The 14,810-nt window shown below is 74.3% G+C and carries 15 protein-coding genes; 9 read left to right on the forward strand and 6 right to left on the reverse strand.

Annotation, left to right across the window (positions count from 1 at the left end; translation table 11 throughout):
• Positions 1-40 precede the first annotated feature (40 nt).
• Entirely contained in the window at positions 41-469 is a 429-nt protein-coding gene (locus tag DMP17_RS18760; protein ID WP_073578144.1) for a LapA family protein, read from the reverse strand.
• Positions 470-657: 188 nt separating this feature from the next.
• On the opposite strand from DMP17_RS18760, the gene DMP17_RS18765 reads away from it, so the two are divergent.
• The gene (locus DMP17_RS18765; protein WP_337830197.1) at positions 658-1,590 is read left to right on the forward strand and encodes an SCO6745 family protein; all 933 of its coding nucleotides are present in this window, start codon (positions 658-660) and stop codon (positions 1,588-1,590) included.
• 7 nt (positions 1,591-1,597) lie between these two features.
• Here the strand turns inward: DMP17_RS18765 and DMP17_RS18770 are convergent, their stop codons facing one another.
• Positions 1,598-2,065: a GNAT family N-acetyltransferase gene (locus DMP17_RS18770; protein WP_226355788.1), complete on the reverse strand. Its 468-nt coding sequence runs from the start codon at positions 2,063-2,065 to the stop codon at positions 1,598-1,600.
• Positions 2,066-2,119: 54 nt separating this feature from the next.
• On the opposite strand from DMP17_RS18770, the gene DMP17_RS18775 reads away from it, so the two are divergent.
• Positions 2,120-3,511, forward strand: coding sequence for a mycothione reductase (locus DMP17_RS18775; protein WP_337830198.1), 1,392 nt, complete (start codon positions 2,120-2,122; stop codon positions 3,509-3,511).
• A 3-nt stretch (positions 3,512-3,514) separates the two neighbouring features.
• Here the strand turns inward: DMP17_RS18775 and DMP17_RS18780 are convergent, their stop codons facing one another.
• Positions 3,515-4,324 (reverse strand): lysophospholipid acyltransferase family protein, encoded by an 810-nt coding sequence (locus tag DMP17_RS18780; RefSeq protein WP_226355786.1) that lies wholly within the window; start codon positions 4,322-4,324, stop codon positions 3,515-3,517.
• Positions 4,325-4,674: 350 nt separating this feature from the next.
• Between DMP17_RS18780 and DMP17_RS18785 the strand changes: the two genes are divergently transcribed.
• From DMP17_RS18785 to DMP17_RS18815, 7 genes are read left to right on the forward strand one after another with little or no spacing between them, the layout of a single operon-like run.
• Positions 4,675-5,403: an alpha/beta hydrolase gene (locus tag DMP17_RS18785; RefSeq protein ID WP_226355785.1), complete on the forward strand. Its 729-nt coding sequence runs from the start codon at positions 4,675-4,677 to the stop codon at positions 5,401-5,403.
• Complete coding sequence (locus tag DMP17_RS18790; RefSeq protein WP_226365955.1) at positions 5,400-6,680, forward strand: NAD(P)/FAD-dependent oxidoreductase; 1,281 nt, start codon at positions 5,400-5,402, stop codon at positions 6,678-6,680. Before DMP17_RS18785 ends, DMP17_RS18790 begins: the two co-directional genes overlap by 4 nt.
• Entirely contained in the window at positions 6,677-7,453 is a 777-nt protein-coding gene (locus DMP17_RS18795) for a DUF1365 domain-containing protein (RefSeq protein WP_337830199.1), read from the forward strand. The genes DMP17_RS18790 and DMP17_RS18795 overlap by 4 nt, the downstream gene beginning before the upstream one ends.
• Positions 7,450-8,757, forward strand: a complete 1,308-nt coding sequence (locus DMP17_RS18800; protein ID WP_337830200.1) for a cyclopropane-fatty-acyl-phospholipid synthase family protein — start codon at positions 7,450-7,452, stop codon at positions 8,755-8,757. Before DMP17_RS18795 ends, DMP17_RS18800 begins: the two co-directional genes overlap by 4 nt.
• Before the next feature lie 11 nt (positions 8,758-8,768).
• Entirely contained in the window at positions 8,769-10,133 is a 1,365-nt protein-coding gene (locus DMP17_RS18805) for a cyclopropane-fatty-acyl-phospholipid synthase family protein (protein ID WP_337830201.1), read from the forward strand.
• On the forward strand, positions 10,130-10,939 hold the full coding sequence (locus DMP17_RS18810) for a DUF1295 domain-containing protein (protein ID WP_337830202.1): 810 nt from the start codon (positions 10,130-10,132) through the stop codon (positions 10,937-10,939). The genes DMP17_RS18805 and DMP17_RS18810 overlap by 4 nt, the downstream gene beginning before the upstream one ends.
• A 33-nt stretch (positions 10,940-10,972) precedes the next feature.
• A complete protein-coding gene (locus DMP17_RS18815) occupies positions 10,973-11,437 on the forward strand; it encodes a peroxiredoxin (protein WP_337830203.1) in 465 nt (154 codons plus the stop codon).
• Positions 11,438-11,461: 24 nt separating this feature from the next.
• On the opposite strand, the gene map is transcribed toward DMP17_RS18815, so the two are convergent.
• The 3 genes from map to DMP17_RS18830 all read right to left on the reverse strand — a co-directional run bounded on the left by map (position 11,462) and on the right by DMP17_RS18830 (position 14,654).
• Positions 11,462-12,319, reverse strand: a complete 858-nt coding sequence (gene map / locus DMP17_RS18820; RefSeq protein WP_226355778.1) for a type I methionyl aminopeptidase — start codon at positions 12,317-12,319, stop codon at positions 11,462-11,464.
• Between the two features lie 25 nt (positions 12,320-12,344).
• Positions 12,345-12,752 carry a DUF3054 domain-containing protein gene (locus DMP17_RS18825; RefSeq protein ID WP_337830204.1) on the reverse strand — a complete coding sequence of 136 codons (408 nt, stop codon included), beginning with the start codon at positions 12,750-12,752 and terminating at the stop codon, positions 12,345-12,347.
• Between the two features lie 69 nt (positions 12,753-12,821).
• Positions 12,822-14,654, reverse strand: coding sequence for a penicillin-binding transpeptidase domain-containing protein (locus tag DMP17_RS18830; RefSeq protein WP_337830205.1), 1,833 nt, complete (start codon positions 14,652-14,654; stop codon positions 12,822-12,824).
• Positions 14,655-14,810 lie beyond the last annotated feature (156 nt).

The raw sequence follows: 14,810 nt of genomic DNA on the forward strand, positions 1-14,810 counted from the left end.
CCCGGGTCGCGGCCGCATCCCCGGCCGCGACCCGTGCGGGTCAGCCCCGCCGCGCCTGCCGGCGCAGCTGCAGGATCCGGCCCGTCCCGGGCACGGCGACCAGCAGGATCCCGGCGATCGCGGCGAACAGCAGCGCCACCCCGGTGGGCAGCGTCCCGGTCAGCCACAGGAAGTTGATCGCGACCGGCTCGGTGTTCTGCAGGATGAACACCAGCAGGAAGATCAGCACGACCGCCGAGAGGATCAACGCGGCCCACAGCCCGCCGGTGCGGGTGTGCGGGATCGCGCGCTTCTCGGTGGTGGCCTCGGAGTCCGGGCCGCCGCCCTCCACCGGCACCGCCACGGTCGGCTGATCGGCCGTGGGGTCGGGCGTGCGCAGCGCCGGATGGGTCGCCGGGTCCGCCGTCGGGTCCTCCGGTCCGACCCGCCCCCAGGCCGGGGAGTCGCCGCCCCGTCGGTCGTCGCTCATCCGTTCCGCCTTTCTCTCCCAGCGTGTCCGCTCGTGCACCCTCTGGGTCCGGGCACGCGCGGGAGTATCGCGCACTCGGCGTCCCGGCGACGGCGACGCGCGGGGCACGCCCGCCGTCCGGTCGTGCGCCACCGGCCGAGGAACTACCGTCGGGCCGGCAGCGCCGCCGAACCCCGCGAGGAGCGCACGTGGACCACGCCGAAGCCGTCCGGATCTTCTTCGCCGCCGCACCGGAGGGGATCGAGGTGCCCGGCGCGGTGACCGGGGGCGCACCGGCCCGCCGGCTGCGCGACGCGCTCGAACCGGTCGCCATGCACGACGTCTGGTCCTCCCGGGTCGGCGACGCCGTCGGCGCCCGCGGCCTGGACTTCTTCACCGCCTACGTCGGCGGACGCGGCGGACCGTTCGGCGGCCGGGCGCCCGGGGCGCTGGTCGCCGCCGCGTTCGCCGTGTTCGAGCCCGGGTTCGTCGGCTCCACCTGGGAGGACGCGCTGCGTCTGGTCGACGTCGAGGAGCTGCAGCAGCTGCGCGACGCCGAGACCGCCGCGAGCCTGCGCGCGGTCCTCGGCGACGAGACCGACGCGGGCCGCGTCGCCGAGGTCGCCGGGATCCTGGAGCGCGCCGTCGACGCGGTGTCCGGCGCGGGCAGGCCGCTGTTCTCCGCCCTGCGTGCCCGGCCCCGCCCCCAGGACCCGGCCGGGCGGCTGTGGCGGGCCGCCGACCTGGTGCGCGAGCACCGCGGCGACGGCCACGTGGCCGCCTCCGTCGCGGCCGGGCTGGACCCGGTGCGGATGGGCATCCTCGCCGAGCTGTGGGTCGGCTACCCGCTCGGCGAGTACTCCGGCACCCGCGCCTGGCCGCAGGACATGGCCGACGCGGGCGCCCGCAGGCTCGCCGAGGAGGGCCTGACCACCTCCGCCGGGTCCGACGCCGCCCTCACCGACGACGGCCGCCGCTTCCGCGACCGGGTCGAGGCCGCCACCGACGCGTCCCAGGACGACCTGGTCGCCGCGCTGGGCGACGACCTCGACGGCGTCGCCGCCGACCTGGACCGCTGGTCGCAGGCCTGCATCGACGCCGGGCAGTTCCCGCCGGACCTGCGCAAGCGGGCCGCGGGCTGAGCCCCGCTCAGGAGCGGCGGCGCTCCATCGGGACGTGCGGGATGCCGTCCTCGACGAACCGCTCCCCCGCAGGCACGAACCCGTGCCGGGCATAGAACGGCTCCTGGACCTCCTGGGCGTCGAGCACGCAGGGGCGGTCGCCGACCTCGGCGAGCACCGAGTCCATCAGCCGGTGCCCCAGCCCGCGCCCACGCGCGTCGGCACGGGTGCAGACCCGGCCGATCCGCAGCACCCCGCCCGGGTCGGCCAACAGCCGCAGGGTCGCGACGACCGTGCCGCCGTCGGCCAGCCAGTGGTGCCGGGTGCGCGGTTCGAGGTCGCGCCCGTCGAGCTCCTGGTAGGGGCACTCCTGCTCGACGACGAAGATCGCGGTGCGCAGTGCGAGCAGCGCGTACAGGGTGGCCGGGTCGAGGTCGGCGGCCCAGGCGCGGTGCAGGGTCGGGGTCGTCGCCGCGGCCGGTGTGGGAACGGTCATCTGCAGAGGGGTACCAGAGCGTCGCGGGCCCGCGGAAGCGGTTAGCCTCGCGACGTGGCCCACCATGATCTGGTCGTCATCGGCACCGGTTCCGGAAACACCTTCATCGACGAACGCTTCGCCGGTCTCGACGTCGCGATCGTCGAGCACGGGGTGTTCGGCGGGACCTGCCTGAACGTCGGCTGCATCCCGACCAAGATGTACGTCTACGCCGCGGACGTCGCCGAGAACATCCGGCACGCGCACACCTACGGCGTCGACGGCACCGTCGACAAGATCCGCTGGACCGACATCCGGGACCGGGTGTTCGGGCGGATCGACCCGATCTCCGACGGCGGGCGCTCCTACCGGGTCGACCGCAGCCCCAACGTCACCGTGTACTTCGGGCACGCCCGCTTCACCGGCGAGCGCGAGCTGGGCGTCGAGCGCACCGACGGCTCCGGCACCGACACCGTCAGCGGCGACCGGATCGTGATCGCCGCCGGGTCGCGGCCGAGCATCCCGCCGCTGGTCGGCGACGCCGGCGTGCCGTTCGAGACCTCCGACACCGTGATGCGCATCGACGACGTCCCGCGCCGGCTCGCGATCCTCGGCGGCGGCTACATCGCCTCCGAGTTCGCGCACGTGTTCTCCGCGCTCGGCGCCGAGGTCACCGTGATCGCCCGCGGGCCGAAGCTGCTGCGCCACCTCGACGACACGCTGTCCGACCGGTTCACCGAGGTCGCCACCGCCCGCTGGGACTGCCGGCTGGGCCGCCAGGTCACCGCGCTGTCCGGCGACGGCAGCGGCGGGCCCGGCGAGGTCGAGATCACCCTCGACGACGGCTCCACCGTCGTCGCCGACACGCTGCTCGTCGCCACCGGCCGGATGCCCAACGGCGACCGGATGGACCTGGACCGGGGCGGTGTGACCGTGCACGCCGACGGCCGCGTCGCCGTCGACGAGTACCAGCGCAGCGTCTCCGCCGCGGGCGTGTGGGCGCTGGGCGACGTGAGCTCCCCGCACCAGCTGAAGCACGTGGCCAACCACGAGGCCAAGATCGTCGGGCACAACCTGGCGCACCCGGACGACCTGCGCGCCACCAACCACGACTTCGTCCCGGCGGCGGTGTTCACCGAGCCGCAGATCGCCTCGGTCGGCATGACCGAGACCGAGGCCCGCGACGCCGGGTTCGACATCGCGGTCAAGGTGCAGAACGTCGGCGACGTCGCCTACGGCTGGGCGATGGAGGACCGCACCGGCATCTGCAAGCTGGTCGCGGAGAAGGGCACCGGACGGCTGCTGGGCGCGCACCTGCTCGGGCCGCAGGCGTCGACGCTGGTCCAGCAGCTGATCCAGGCGATGGTGTTCGGCCAGACCGTCTCCGAGATCGCGACCGGGCAGTACTGGATCCACCCGGCGCTGCCCGAGGTCATCGAGAACGCCCTGCTGGGGCTGGAGATCTGAGGCTCAGCCGGCGGCGCGCTCGGCCGGGTCGAGCGGCTCGCCGGGCGCCTCCGGACGCGGCCGCGCCTCCGGGTCGTACGTCGTCGCGGGGCGGGTCTCGCCGCGCAGCTCCTCGAGCAGCCCGGTCACCGCGTCCATGATCTTCGCGGTGGCCGCGTCGAGGGTGGTCTTCGTGAGCGGCTTCCCGGCGAACTCCGAGAGGTCCACCGGCGGGCCGAGCGCGACCGTGACCCGCTTGCGCGGGAACGGCGTCGGCTTCCCGTCGGCGGGCAGGAAGTCCTGGGTGCCCCAGTTCGCCATCGGGATCACCGGGGCGCCGGAGCGCAGCGCGATCCGGGCGACGCCGTTCTTCGGCTTCATCGGCCAGTGCCCGGGGTCGCGGGTGTAGGTGCCCTCCGGGTAGATCGCGACGATCTCCCCGCGCTCCAGGGCGTCGATCGAGCCGGTGAACGACTCCGCCGCCCGCTTCGACGACCGGTACACCGGGATGTGCCCGCCGTGCCCGAGCACCCACTTCACCACCGGCACCGACCACAGCTCGCCCTTGGCCAGGAACCGCGGGATCCGGCCGTGCGCGGTGCCGAAGGCGATGTCGAAGATCGGGTCGGAGAACGAGACGTGGTTGCCGACCAGCAGGGCGCCGCCGGTGCGCGGCAGGTGCTCCGCGCCGCGCCAGCCCAGCCGGGTCCCGAAGACGACGAACGGCCAGATCACCGCGATCGCGAGCCCGAACCAGAAGCCCGACCCGCGACGCCGGCGTCGCACCGTCGCCACGACCTTCTGCCACACCGTCAGCTCCGGTGGCACGCCCATCGTCGTCGTCCTCCCCGCCCGTCCGTCCACGGCGCCCGGTCCCGGGCACACGACCATCTTCGCCCCTCACGACGACCGGGTGCGTCCGTGGTCCTACCCACCCCGGCCGTGACCACGGGAGGTGACGCACACCTCACCCGTTCGAGCGATCCCCGCGTACCGAGATGTCTCGACGAGCGAGATACCGCGGACCCGATCTAGGGTCGACGGGTACGCACCGGTCGCGGACCGTGTCCGGGCCGACCCGATGTGAGGACGGTCCCACCGACCGGCCACCACCGGGCCGCCGGACGAACACGCGCCGAGACCGTTCCGGTGCCCCGTGCACCCCGTCCCCTGCGAGGCGCCCCGTGCCCGATCCGAGTCCGTGGCTGGAGAACGCCGGCGACCGACACCCCGAACCGGCCGGTGTCGTGCTCGTCGCCCACGGCGGGAAGTCGCACTCCACGGCGCCCGCCCGGCGCGGGCTGGCCCTGCTGCGCATGCTGCCGTTCGCGCACTCCCTGGAGCGCGGCGGGCGCGCCCACCGGACCGAGGTGGGCTCGGGCGTCGCAGTGCACCTGCTGCGCTACCGGCTGAAGGGCTGGAACGGCCCGGCCATGGACGCCTACCGCGACGCCGAGTGGGCCGTCCACGAGCTCGCGCGCCGCTACCCGGGACGCCCGGTCGTGCTCGTCGGGCACTCGATGGGTGCCCGCGCGGTGCTGCGGGCGGCGGGCGCACCCGGCGTCGTCGCGGTGTGCGGGCTCGCCCCCTGGCTGGAGGGCTCCGACCCGGTCGACCAGCTCGCCGGACGGTCGGTGCTGATCGCCCACGGCGACCGGGAGCGGATGACCGACCCCGCCGCGTCCTACGCCTACGCCCTGCGCGCCCGGTCGGTGACCGACCGGGTCGCCCGCTTCGACGTGCTCGGCGACGGCCACGCCATGCTCCGCCGCGCCGGTGACTGGACCTCCCTGGTGCGACGTTTCGCACTCGGCGAGCTCGGGGCCGAACCCCGCGACCCGGTCATCTCGAACGCCATGGCGGAACCCGCCCCGGCCGGGCTGCGGGTCGCCCTCGAAGGAGTTGACAGGTGAGTGCACCGCAGGCGCGTCCGACCGTCGCCGTCGTCGGCAGCGGGGTGTCCGGTCTGACGGCCGCCTACCTGCTGTCCCGCAGCCACGACGTGACGCTGTACGAGGCCGACGCCCGCCCCGGCGGGCACGCCCACACCCACGAGCTGGCGTCGTCGGACGGAGGGACCACCCACGTCGACTCCGGGTTCATCGTCCACAACGACCGCACCTACCCGAACCTGCTGCGCCTGTTCGGCGAGCTGGGGGTGTCCACCCAGGACTCCGACATGTCGATGTCGGTGCGCTGCGACGGCTGCGGGCTGGAGTACGCCGGCGCCCGCAAGCTGGGCGGTCTGTTCCCGCAGGCCTCCAACGTGGCCCGGCCGGCCTACCTGCGGATGCTCGGCGAGGTCGTGCGGTTCCACCGGCACGCACGGCGGGTCCTGACCGAGGAGTCCGCCGGCGACGTGACGCTCGGGGCGTTCCTCGCGATCGGCGGCTACTCCCGCTACTTCGTGCAGCACTTCATGATCCCGGTGGTGTCCTGCGTGTGGTCGGCGGGCGCGGCGCTCTCGCTGGACTACCCGGCGCGCTACCTGTTCACCTTCCTCGACCACCACGGCATGCTCGGGATCGGCGGGTCGCCGCAGTGGCGGACCGTCACCGGCGGGTCCCGCTCCTACGTGGACCGTGTCGTCAAGCAGCTCCCGGCGGTGCGCACCGCGACGCCGGTCCGCTCGGTCCTGCGCTCGACCGCGGGCGTCGAGGTCCGCGACGACGCCGACACCGTCGCCGCGTTCGACCACGTCGTGCTCGCCACCCACCCCGACCAGGCGCTGGCGGTCCTCGGCGACGGCGCCACCGCCGACGAGCGGGCCGTGCTGGGGGCGTTCACCTACTCCCGCAACGAGACCTGGCTGCACCACGACACCTCGCTGCTGCCGCGCCGGCGCGGCGCCCGGGCGTCGTGGAACTACCTCAAGCCCTCCTGCGCCGACTCGACCGAGGCCCCGGTGCTGGTCAGCTACGACATGAACCGGCTGATGCGCCTCACCGACCCCGACGACTGGGTGGTCACCCTGAACGGCACCGGGCGGATCGACCCGGACACCGTCGTCGCGCGGATGACCTACGAGCACCCGGTGTACACGCCGGACTCGGTGGCCGCACAGCGCCGCCTGCCGGAGCTGAACACCCCGGTCACCGCCTACGCCGGCGCCTACCACGGCTGGGGCTTCCACGAGGACGGCTGCGCCTCGGGCGTGCGCGCCGCCCGCGCGCTCGGGGTGAGCTGGTGAGCACCCCGGCGCTCTACGACGCCGAGGTCCGTCACGCCCGCCGGCGCGACCTGGAGACGGCGTTCTCGCACCCGATCTACTACTGGCTCGTCGACCTGGACGCGCTGCCGCGGCTGCCGTTCTGGCTGCGCCCGTTCGCCCGCTTCGACGCCCGCGACCACCTCGGGGACCCGGGGCGCGGGATCCGGGAGAACGTCGACGCCTACCTGGCCGCGCACGGCATCGACCTGGCCGGGGGCCGGGTCCTGATGCTCGCCCACGCCCGGGTGCTCGGCTACGTGTTCAACCCGATCTCGGTGTTCTGGTGCCACCGCGCCGACGGCACGCTCGCCTGCGTGGTCGCGGAGGTGCACAACACCTACGGCGAGCGGCACTGCTACCTGCTGCACCCCGACCCGTCGGGGCGGGCGGGCGTGGACAAGGAGTTCTACGTCTCGCCGTTCCTCACGGTCGACGGCCACTACACGATGCGCCTGCCCGAGCCCGGCGACCGGCTCGGCATCGCGATCACGCTGCACCAGGACGGTGCGCCCGCGTTCGTCGCCACCCTGGCCGGGACCCGCAGGCCCGCGACCACCCGGCAGGTGGCGCGCACGGTGCTGCGCCGCCCGCTGGTCACCCAGCGGACCGCGGCGCTGATCCGGCGCCACGGCATCGCGCTGTGGACGAAGCTGCCGGTCGTGCCGAAACCGGCCCGGCCACCACAGAACCGCGCGGGCCTCCCCGACGAACACTCCACACAGGATCAGCACCAGGAAGGGGTCACGCGATGACCATGCAGCACGACGGGATCGCCGTGCCCACCCCCGGTGGCGTGCGCGGCACCCGACCCCGCACGCACGCCGTGCCCCGCCCCAACGAGGGTGTGTGGCCCGGTCTGGCGACACCGCCCGTGGCTCCGGCCAAGGCCCGGATCGCGGAGTCGCTGTTCCGCAACGCCGTCCGGTCGCTGCCGGTCCGTGTGGTGTTCCCCGGCGGGGAGCGCATCGGGTCCGGCGGTCCGTCCTCGCCGGTGATGCGGATCGAGCGGCCCTCGGCCTTCTTCCACCGGCTCGGCGCCGACTCGAAGATCGGTTTCGGCGAGTCGTACATGGTCGGCGACTGGACGACCACCGACCTGCCCGGGCTGCTCACCCCGTTCGCCGCCCGGCTGTCGACGCTGGTGCCGCCCGCCCTGCAGCGGCTGGGCCGCCGGTTCGCCGAGGCCCGCCAACCCACCGCCGAGGTCAACTCGGTCGAGGGGTCGCGGGAGAACATCCACCGCCACTACGACCTGTCCAACGAGCTGTTCTCGCTGTTCCTCGACGACACCATGTCCTACTCCGCCGGCTGGTTCGCCGACGGTTCCGACGACCTCGTCCTCGCCCAGGAACGCAAGATCGACGGCATCCTGGACATGGCGGGCGTCGAGGCCGGGATGCACGTACTGGAGATCGGCACCGGCTGGGGCGGGCTCGCGACGCGGGCCGCGCAGCGCGGCGCCCGGGTCACCACGCTGACGATCTCGCAGGAGCAGAAGACCCTCGCCGAGGCGCGGCTCGCCGAGGCGGGCGTGGCCGACCGGGTGCAGGTGCTGCTGCGCGACTACCGCGAGGCCCAGGGCTCCTACGACGCCGTCGTGTCGGTCGAGATGATCGAGGCCGTCGGCGTCGAGTACTGGCCGACGTACTTCGCCGCGCTGGACCGGCTGCTCAAGCCGGGCGGCCGGGTCGGCCTGCAGTCGATCACCATGCCGCACGACCGGATGATGGTCGCCCGCAACGACTACACCTGGATCCACAAGTACGTCTTCCCCGGCGGGATCATCCCGTCGGTCGAGTCCATCGAGGACAACCTCGCCCGGCACACCGGCGGGCTGCACGTCGCCGAGCGCCGGAGCCTGGGCTACGACTACGCCCGCACCCTGGGCCACTGGCGCACCCGCTTCCTCGAGCGGTGGGACGAGGTCGAGGCGCTCGGCTTCGACGAGACGTTCCGGCGGATGTGGGAGTTCTACCTCGGCTACTGCGAGGCCGGGTTCCGCGTCGGCTACCTCGACGTCTTCCAGTTCTCGCTGCAGCGCCGCCCGTCCTTCTGAGAGGTGCCCCCATGACCACCACCCCCGCGGAGCGTCTCACCTCGCTCCTGGAGGACGTCCTCGGCGCCCCGCTCCCGGTGCGGCTGCGCGCCTGGGACGGCAGCGAGGCCGGCCGGACCGGCACCCCCGACGACCCGACCCCGCCGACGGTGATCGTCAACCGGCGCCGGGCCCTGCGCCGGCTGCTGTGGGCGCCGGGCGAGCTCGGCCTGGCCCGCGCGTTCGTCTCCGGTGACCTGTCCTTCGACGGCGACATCGCCGACGGGCTGTCCCGGTTCTGGCAGCTCGCGAAGCCCGGGACCGGCGCGGTGCGGCTCGACCTGCGCCAGAAGCTCGGCGCCCTGGGCACCGCGGCCCGGCTCGGCGCCGTCGGCACCCCGCCGCGGCCGCCGGCGTCGGAGGCCCGGCTGGGCGGGCGGCGGCACAGCCGTCGCCGCGACCGCGACGCGATCAGCCACCACTACGACCTGTCGAACGAGTTCTACGCCTTCCTGCTCGACCCGCAGATGGCGTACTCGTGCGGCTACTGGACCCGCGACGAGGGGCCCGGCTACACCCTGGTCGACGCCCAGCGCGACAAGCTGGACCTGATCTGCCGCAAGCTCGGCCTGGCGCCGGGGATGCGGCTGCTCGACGTCGGCTGCGGGTGGGCCTCACTGCTCGTGCACGCGGCCGAGCACTACGGCGTGCACGCCACCGGCGTGACCCTGTCCGCCCAGCAGCGCGACTACGGTGTCGAGCGCGTCCGCCGGGCGGGGCTGTCCGAGCGGGTGGAGATCCGGCTGCAGGACTACCGCGAGATCTCCGAGCAGCCCTTCGACGCCGTGTCCTCCATCGAGATGGGCGAGCACGTCGGGCAGGAGAACTACGGCGTCTACGCCGCACAGCTGCACCGCATGCTGCGGCCGCACGGACGCCTGCTGCTGCAGCAGATGTCGCGCGGGTCGGTCGGGGCGAACACCGCACCGGGCGGCGGCGCGTTCATGGAGGCCTACGTCGCGCCGGACATGTACATGCGCCCGCTCGGTGAGACCCTCGGGTTCCTGGAGCAGGCCGGGCACGAGATCGTCGACGTGCACTCGCTGCGCGAGCACTACGTGTGGACGGTCCGGCCCTGGCTGGAGACGCTGCAGGCGCACCGCGACACCGCGGTCCGGATGATCGGCGAGGAGCAGTGGCGGATCTGGCTGCTGTACCTGGCCGGTGCCGCGCTGGCGTTCGAGGAGAACCGGATGGGCGTGCACCAGATCCTCACCGTGCGCCCCGGTGCCGACGGCACCTCCGGGCTCCCGCGCAGCCGCACCGGGATCCTGGGTCTCGACCCGGCCGTCGGGTCCGCCCCGGCGGGCGCGCCGTCGCCGGCCGCGACAGCATGACCGGGGTGAACCCCTTCCCCTGGGCGGCGTGGGCCGTCAACCTCGGCGTCACCGCCGTCGCCGTCGCCGTGCTCATGGCCCTCGCGTACGCGATCGGCGTGCGGCGCGGCCGGCACGACGGCGTCGACGTCGTCTGGGGGCTCGGGTTCGTGTGGGTCGCGCTCGTCACCGCGGTGACCGCGACGGCCCTCGACCCGACCGGCGACGGCTGGCGGCGCGCCCTGGTCGTCGTGCTCGTCGCGGTGTGGGGCGGGCGGCTGGCCCGCCACATCGCGCGGCGCAACCACGGGAAGCCCGAGGACCGGCGCTACGTCGACCTGCGCGAGCGCGGCTCGATCGGCCGGCGCGTCTACCTCACCCAGGGCGCGGTGATGTGGGTCGTCTCGCTCCCCGTCCAGGTCGCCCAGTACGGCACCGCGGCCACGGGATGGCTGGTCGCCGTCACCGTGCTCGGCGTGCTCGTCTGGGCGGTCGGGTTCACCTTCGAGTCCGTCGGCGACGCCCAGCTCGCCCGGTTCACCGCCGACCCCGCGAACCGCGGCGAGGTGATGGACCGCGGTCTGTGGCGGTTCACCCGCCACCCCAACTACTTCGGCGACGCCTGCGTCTGGTGGGGCCTGGGCATCCTCGCCCTGCACCACCCGGCCGGGCTGATCGGCCTCGTCGGGGTCGCCGTGATCACGGCGAACCTGATGAAGGGCACCGGCGCGGCACTGCTGGAACGCGACATCGCCGACCGGCGCCCCGGCTACGCCGACTACGTCCGCCGCACCAGCGGGTTCCTCCCGCTGCCCCCACGTTCCTGACCCACCCCCGCACCCGCGACCCGAGGAGACACCATGGCCGTCGGCGACACCGCCACCGACTTCGAGCTGCCCGACGAGGCCGGCGCACCGCGCCGGCTGTCCGACCTGCTGGCCGCCGGGCCCGTCGTCCTGTTCTTCTACCCGGCCGCGATGACCGGTGGCTGCACCGCCGAGGCCTGCCACTTCCGCGACCTCGCGGCCGAGTTCGCCGAGATCGGGGCGCAGCCGGTCGGGATCTCCTCGGACCGGCCGGACAAGCAGAACATGTTCGCCGCCGCGAACGGCTTCGGGTTCCCGCTGCTGTCCGACGCCGACCACACCGTCGCGAAGTCCTTCGGTGCCTACCGCGCCTGGCTCCCGGGGAACTTCCACACCCGCCGCAAGACGTTCGTGATCGGCCCGGACCGCGCGGTCCTCGCCGAGATCGGGTCCGAGACCGACATGAACAAGCACGCCGACGAGGCGCTGGCCCTGCTGCGCGAGCGCGCCGCCGCATGACCCCGCACGCCGGGCGGCCCCGCCTCAGGGCAGGGTCAGGATCTCCGCGCCGTCGTCGGTCACCACGATGGTGTGCTCGAACTGCGCGACCCACGACTTGTCCTTGGTGACGACCGTCCAGTCGTCGTCCCAGGTGTCGTAGTCGATGCCGCCGAGGGTGATCATCGGCTCGATGGTGAAGGTCATCCCCGGCTCGAGGACGGTGTGCACGTCGGGCTGGTCGTAGTGCAGCACGACCAGCCCGGAGTGGAACTCGTGGGCGATGCCGTGGCCGGTGAAGTCGCGGACCACGCCGTAGCCGAAGCGCTTGGCGTAGGACTCGATGACCCGGCCGACGACGTTCAGCTCGCGCCCGGGGCGGACGGCCTTGATGGCGCGCATCGTGGCCTCGCGGGTGCGCTCGACGAGCAGCCGCGCCTCCTCCGACACCTCACCGGCGAGGAAGGTCGCGTTGGTGTCGCCGTGCACCCCGCCGACGAACGCGGTGACGTCGACGTTGAGCACGTCGCCGTCGTCGATCACGGTCGTGTCCGGGATGCCGTGGCAGATGACCTCGTTGAGGCTGGTGCAGCAGGACTTGGGGAAGCCGCGGTAGCCCAGCGTCGAGGGGTACGCGTCGTGGTCGACGAGGAACTCGTGGACCACGCGGTCGATCTCGTCGGTGGTGATGCCCGGGCGGACGGTCTCCCCCGCGAGCTGCAGCGCCTGGGCCGCGACCTTCCCGGCGTGGCGCATCAGCTCGATCGTCTCGGGCGTCTGGATGTCGCCGCGGCGGCTGCGTGCCGGGGCCGGCTTGCCGACGTACTCCGGACGCGGGATGTGCGACGGCACCTCGCGGATCGGGGTCGGGGTGCCGGGGACGAGCAGCGTGCGGGTCGACATGACCCCCATGGTACGTCCGGGGGCCTCAGCGGGTCGGGGTGCGCGGGGCCCGCATCCGCGCGACGGCGGCGGAGATCCCGCGCCAGCCCAGCAGCAGGACCGCGAGCGAGATCGTCGCGACGATCGCGAACGACAGCGGAAGCCGCCCCAGGAACCCCAGCCGCAGCAGGAGCCCGACGACCACGGCCCCGGCGAGCACGACCGCCCCGGCGCGCAGCGACGCGGGCGCCGACCGCACCCACGGCGTCGCCCAGGCCGCCGCGGCACCCAGCGCGAACGGCAGCGCGGTGCCGAGCAGGCCGAGCACGCTGTCGGCCTCGGCGTGGCTCAGCCTCCCGATGGCGGCGAACACCACGACGGCGACGAGGTCGGCCACGAACGCCAGGGCGGGGATCCGGCTGGGGTGCACGACGACCAGGGTAGGACGCCCCACAAGACGCCGTCCCGCCCCGGCCCGGCGGGCCCCCGCGCGCGGGCCGGGCCAGGGACGGCGTGGCCGTGGTCAGCGCGGGACGCCGGCCAGGAACCGCGCCGTCATCTGCACCGCGGGCCCGGACGACCCGCCGTCGACGATGAGGGTGGCGAAGGCCAGGTCACCGCGGTAGCCGGTGAACCAGCCGTGCGAGCGGTTGCCGCCGTCGGGGCCCGCGTACTCGGCGGTGCCGGTCTTGCCGTACACCTCGCCCTGCCCGGCGGCGGCCCGCGCCGTCCCGGAGGTGACGACGGCGCGCATCATCGGCCGCAGCTGGTCGAGCACCGCGCGGTCCGGGGTGCCGGGCGCGACGGCGGCCTCGGTCGTCGCCCCGCGGATCAGCGACGGCGTGACGGGCGCGCCGTGCTGGACGGTCGCCGACACCAGCGCCATGCCGAACGGGGAGGCGAGGACGTCGCCCTGGCCGAAGCCGTCGCTGGCCCGCTGCAGGTCGTCGGTGGCGGGCGAGACGGTGCCGGTGATCGTCGTCATCCCGGGGATCTTCCAGTCCGCGCCGAAGCCGAGCGCCTTCCCGGCGTCCGGGAGGCCGCCGGCGGGCAGGCCGAGGGCGAGCCGGGAGAACGTGGTGTTGCAGGACTGCGCGAACGCCTCGGTCAGCGGCACGGTGCCGAGCACGAAGGAGTCCTCGTTGGGGATGGTGCGCCCGTCGATGACGGTGGTGCCGGGGCACTCGACCGGGGACTGCGGGGTGAGGTTCTCCGCCGGCATCGCCCCGTACGCGGTGACGATCTTGAAGGTGGAGCCGGGCGGGTAGCGGCCGGTCAGGGCCAGCGTGCCGTCGCGGTCGGCGGCCGCGTTCTGCGCCACCGCGAGCACCGCCCCGGTGGACGGCCGGATCGCGACGATCATCGCCTGCTTGGAGTCGGCGTCGACGGCGGCCTGCGCCGCGTCCTGCACGGTGCGGTCCAGCTCCAGGGTGACCGGCTTCCCCGGCCCGGCGGGCTGCCCGGCCACCGAGCGGACGGTCTCGCCGCGGGCGCCGACGACGTCGACCGACCAGCCGGGCGTCCCGCCGGCGGCCTTCTCGATGTCGGCGCGGGCGCCCTGCATCAGCTGGCCCGCGAAGCCCTGGTCGGGCGGCAGCAGCCGCGTCGAGGACACGAACCGGACGCCGGGCAGGTCGTAGATGCGGTCGCGGACCCGCTGGTAGTCGGGCTCCCGCAGCACGACGACGGTGTAGGCCTGCCCGTCCGGCACGGCGTTCGCGCCCGCGGTGATGCTCGACGCCGTGATCGCGGGGTCGATCGTGCCCAGTGCGGAGCCGAGCCCACCCGCGGCCTGCCCGACCTGCGCCTTGTCCAGGGTGACGGTGACGACCGGGGTGGGCGCGAGCAGCGTGGCCCCGCCGGCGTCGAGGACGGGCGCCGGGGCGGCGGTCACGGTGCGGGTCACCGGGCGCTGGCCGTCGGTGAGCCCCGGCGCGAACGCCGCGGGCGACCAGTCGACCGCCCAGCCGGTGTCGTTGCCCGCGGCGTCGTCGGCGGCGACGAGCGGCAGGTCCAGGGTGTAGTTCCAGGCCCGGCCCTGCCCCAGGTCCCAGGCGACCTCCACCGTCGACGTCGCGCGGTCGCCGTCGGTGCGGGTGCCGGTCACCCGGGCGGTCATGCCGGCCGGGGCGAGGTCGTCGCGGGACTTCTGCAGGTAGGCGCCCGCCGTCTCCGCGTCCGTGGTGTAGACGGCCGCACCCGGCGCGTCCCCCGCGGCCCAGGCCGTGACGTACCGCTCGGCGGTCGTCCCGGCACCACCCCAGGGGCGCAGCAGCGCCACCACGACACCCACCGCGACGAGCACGACGATCGCGGCGGCCAGGACCAGGGGGCGCTTCCGCAGGGTGGCGATCACGATCAGCGAGTATGCCGCGCCCGGTGTGAGGCCCGGGTGTCCGGGCGCCCCGTCAGTCCTGCGCCGCGGCCAGGGTCTCGCGCACGGTGCGGTCGGATGAGCTCCCGGAGCGGGACGTCCTCGTCGGACACGGACCGACGCTGTCAGGCACCTGGT

The sequence above is a fragment of the Pseudonocardia sp. TMWB2A genome (assembly GCF_017312135.1).

Bases quoted from the DNA above. Each gene is read 5' to 3' on its own strand.
- DMP17_RS18810 (WP_337830202.1), top strand. From the start codon at position 10,130: ATGACCGGGGTGAACCCCTTCCCCTGGGCGGCGTGGGCCGTCAACCTC.
- DMP17_RS18815 (WP_337830203.1), top strand. From the start codon at position 10,973: ATGGCCGTCGGCGACACCGCCACCGACTTCGAGCTGCCCGACGAGGCC.
- DMP17_RS18805 (WP_337830201.1), top strand. From the start codon at position 8,769: ATGACCACCACCCCCGCGGAGCGTCTCACCTCGCTCCTGGAGGACGTC.
- DMP17_RS18800 (WP_337830200.1), top strand. From the start codon at position 7,450: ATGACCATGCAGCACGACGGGATCGCCGTGCCCACCCCCGGTGGCGTG.
- DMP17_RS18770 (WP_226355788.1), bottom strand. From the start codon at position 2,065: ATGACCGTTCCCACACCGGCCGCGGCGACGACCCCGACCCTGCACCGC.
- DMP17_RS18780 (WP_226355786.1), bottom strand. From the start codon at position 4,324: ATGGGCGTGCCACCGGAGCTGACGGTGTGGCAGAAGGTCGTGGCGACG.
- map (WP_226355778.1), bottom strand. From the start codon at position 12,319: ATGTCGACCCGCACGCTGCTCGTCCCCGGCACCCCGACCCCGATCCGC.
- DMP17_RS18760 (WP_073578144.1), bottom strand. From the start codon at position 469: ATGAGCGACGACCGACGGGGCGGCGACTCCCCGGCCTGGGGGCGGGTC.